The following is a 2,727-nucleotide window of genomic DNA, read 5'->3' as shown; positions in this document are numbered from 1 at the left end:
GGCCACCCTTCTTCGGGGCCGGGATGACGCGGGCGACCTGGGCCCACTCGGCGTTGGTCAGGTCGGTCGGGTAGCGCTTGGTGGTGTCCATGCCAGAAGGCTAGGTCACCCTTTCTAGACTCGCTGTGAGGATCGACTGCGCCCAGTGCCACGACCACCCCTTCGAGCACTGGACCCAGGAGGACTTCCAGGGCCTGGCCGCCTTCTTCGGTCAGGCCCGCTCCGGCCTGACCGGCCTGCACGACGACCCCGAGGCCGAGTACCGCGCGCTCGACCGTCAGTCCGGGGCCGTTCGCGTCGTCGCCCCCGTCCCCCCCTTTCTGCCGGAACTCCTGCCCGAGGAGGGGAACCGCCGCTGGCGCCTCGCCTGCTGGGTCACCCACCCGGACAACCCCCAGCTCGCTCGGGCCACCGCCAACCGAGTCTGGGCCCTGATGTTCGGCCGCCCCTTGGTCGAGCCGGTCGATGACCTGGAGGCCGTCGACGCGCTGCCTGAGCCGCTCCTGCTGCTGGCCGACGACTTCGCCTCCCACGGCTTCGACCTGAAGCGGCTGATCCGGGCCGTCGCCGCCACGGAGGCCTTCTCGCTGGACAGCGCCACCGACCACGACGCCTCCTGGGACGACGAGGCTTCCTGGGCCGTCTTCCCCCTGGTCCGGCTCCGGCCCGACCAGGTCGCCGGGGCGATCGTGCAGGCCTCCTCGCTGGAGACGATCGACCGCCAGTCCCCCCTGCTCGTCCGCCTCATTGCCGGCGACCACGAGGGGAAGTTCATCGCCCGCTACGGCGACACCGGCGAGGACGAGTTCGTCGAGGGGTGCAGCACCATCCCCCAGCGCCTGCTGATGATGAACGGCGACGTGGTCCGGGAGGCCACCACGCCCGACCTCTTCGCCTCCTGCTCTCGGATCGCCTCCCAGGCCCCGTCCGACCGGGCCGCGGTCGAGGCAGCCTACCTCGCCGTCCTGACCCGCCGCCCGACCCCCGAGGAAGCCTCCTACTTCGAGGCCGAGTTGTCGGGCCTGGAGGGGGACGCCCGCGCCGAGCGGCTCTCTGACCTTTGCTGGACCCTGCTCAACAGCTCGGAGTTCTCATGGAACCACTGAACCGAGCCCCGGGCCGTCGGGCCCCGGCCCTCGACCGCCGCCGCTTCCTGACCCTCTCCGGGCTCGCCGGCCTGGGCTGGCTCACTCCGGCCAGCCACCTCCTGGCCCGACAGGAGGAGCAGTCGCGCAAGCCCGCTCAATCAATCATCCTGATCTGGCTCGACGGCGGCCCCAGCCAGCTCGAGACGTTCGACCCCCATCCCGACACCGCCATCGCCGCCGGCACCCGGGCGATCCCCACCGCCGCTCGGGGCGTGCTCCTGGCCGAGGGGTTCGAGGGCCTGGCCGAAGAGATGGGCTCCGTCGCCCTGGTCCGCTCCGTGGTCGGGCAGGAGGGGGACCACGAGCGCGGCGTCTGCCTGATGAAGACCGGCTACCGCCCAGACCCCACCGCCGAGCACCCTTCGATCGGCGCCATCTGCTGCCACCACCTGCCGGTCGGCCCGGTCGAGATCCCCCGCCACATCTCCATCCTCCCTGGCCAGTGGCCCAGCCGGGGGGGATTCCTCGGCCCCTCCTACGACGCCTTCCAGGTCGGCGACCCGAAGGATCCCCTCCCCGACGTGCTCCCCCCCGTCCCCGAGGAGAGAGACGCCCGCCGGGTGCGGGATCTGGAGGTGGTCGAACGAGCCTTCGCGAGCGGGAGGGCCGGCCGGGTCGGGGCCACCTTCCACCGAGAGGCGATCGACCGCGCCCGGGCCATGATGAGCTCCGAGCAGCTTGCCGCCTTCGACGTGTCGCAGGAGCCCGAGTCCCTCCGCCGCTCCTACGGCGAGACACCTTTCGGCCGGGCCTGCCTCGCGGCCCGAAGGCTCACCGAGGTGGGCGTCCGCTGCGTCGAGGTCACGCTCGGCGGCTGGGACAGCCACGTCAACAATCACGAGATCCATCGCGACCTGATCCGGATCCTCGACCCCGCCCTCTCGGCCCTCATCCGGGACCTTCGGGAGCGCGGCCAGCTCGACCGCACCGCCGTCCTCTGCGCCGGCGAGTTCGGCCGGACGCCGAAGGTCAACCCCCTCGGCGGCCGGGACCACTGGCCCGGCGGCTTCAGCGTCGCTCTGGCCGGCGGCGGCCTCCGCGGCGGGGTGGTCGTCGGGGAGACCGACCCGGAAGGGGTCGCGAAGCCCGCCGAGCCGGTTTCCGTGGCCGACCTCCACGCCACCCTCCTGACCGCCGTCGGCCTCGACCCCGCCATCGAGAACCCCTCGGCCGTCGGCCGGCCGATCAAGCTCAGCGAAGGACGCCCGATCGCCCCGCTGTTCTGAATGCCCCCCGACCGGGAAGGATCGACGGCAGCCCCCTCCCTCCCGGAGATCGGGGGAACCGGACCGATCCCGTCCCTCCCCGGCCGGCTGGTCGGCTCCCGGGGGATCCAGGCGTACCGGCCCCGGAGCGTCGGTACGCCATCCGGTGCGCTGCGCCGGAGCGCCGGCCAATTGACGCAACACGTCCTAGATAAGCGAGATGCGGCGATCCGACTCGGGCGGATTGGGGCACTGTCTCATCCGCCATCCTGTTGGGTTGACAGTTGTTGCGTCAATGCGGCGGGGTCGGCCTGCAGCAGCTCCCAGAAGTCGGCGGTCGGCAGCACCAGGCCCAGGACCTGGTAGGGGCAGCG

The 2,727-nt window shown here is 72.1% G+C and carries 2 protein-coding genes; both read left to right on the top strand.

The window, feature by feature from the left end; genetic code table 11:
* The first annotated feature begins 125 nt into the window (after positions 1-125).
* On the top strand, positions 126-1,106 hold the full coding sequence (locus TsocGM_RS25505) for a DUF1553 domain-containing protein (RefSeq protein ID WP_126728279.1): 981 nt from the start codon (positions 126-128) through the stop codon (positions 1,104-1,106).
* Positions 1,094-2,374, top strand: coding sequence for a DUF1501 domain-containing protein (locus TsocGM_RS25500; protein ID WP_126728278.1), 1,281 nt, complete (start codon positions 1,094-1,096; stop codon positions 2,372-2,374). The genes TsocGM_RS25505 and TsocGM_RS25500 overlap by 13 nt, the downstream gene beginning before the upstream one ends.
* Positions 2,375-2,727 lie beyond the last annotated feature (353 nt).

Source organism: Tautonia sociabilis (assembly GCF_003977685.1).
GTDB classification, from domain to species: domain Bacteria; phylum Planctomycetota; class Planctomycetia; order Isosphaerales; family Isosphaeraceae; genus Tautonia; species Tautonia sociabilis.
Note: the sequence above shows the minus strand (reverse complement) of the source record. Positions and strands in the feature narration are given on the sequence as shown.

Bases quoted from the DNA above. Each gene is read 5' to 3' on its own strand.
- TsocGM_RS25500 (WP_126728278.1), top strand. From the start codon at position 1,094: ATGGAACCACTGAACCGAGCCCCGGGCCGTCGGGCCCCGGCCCTCGAC.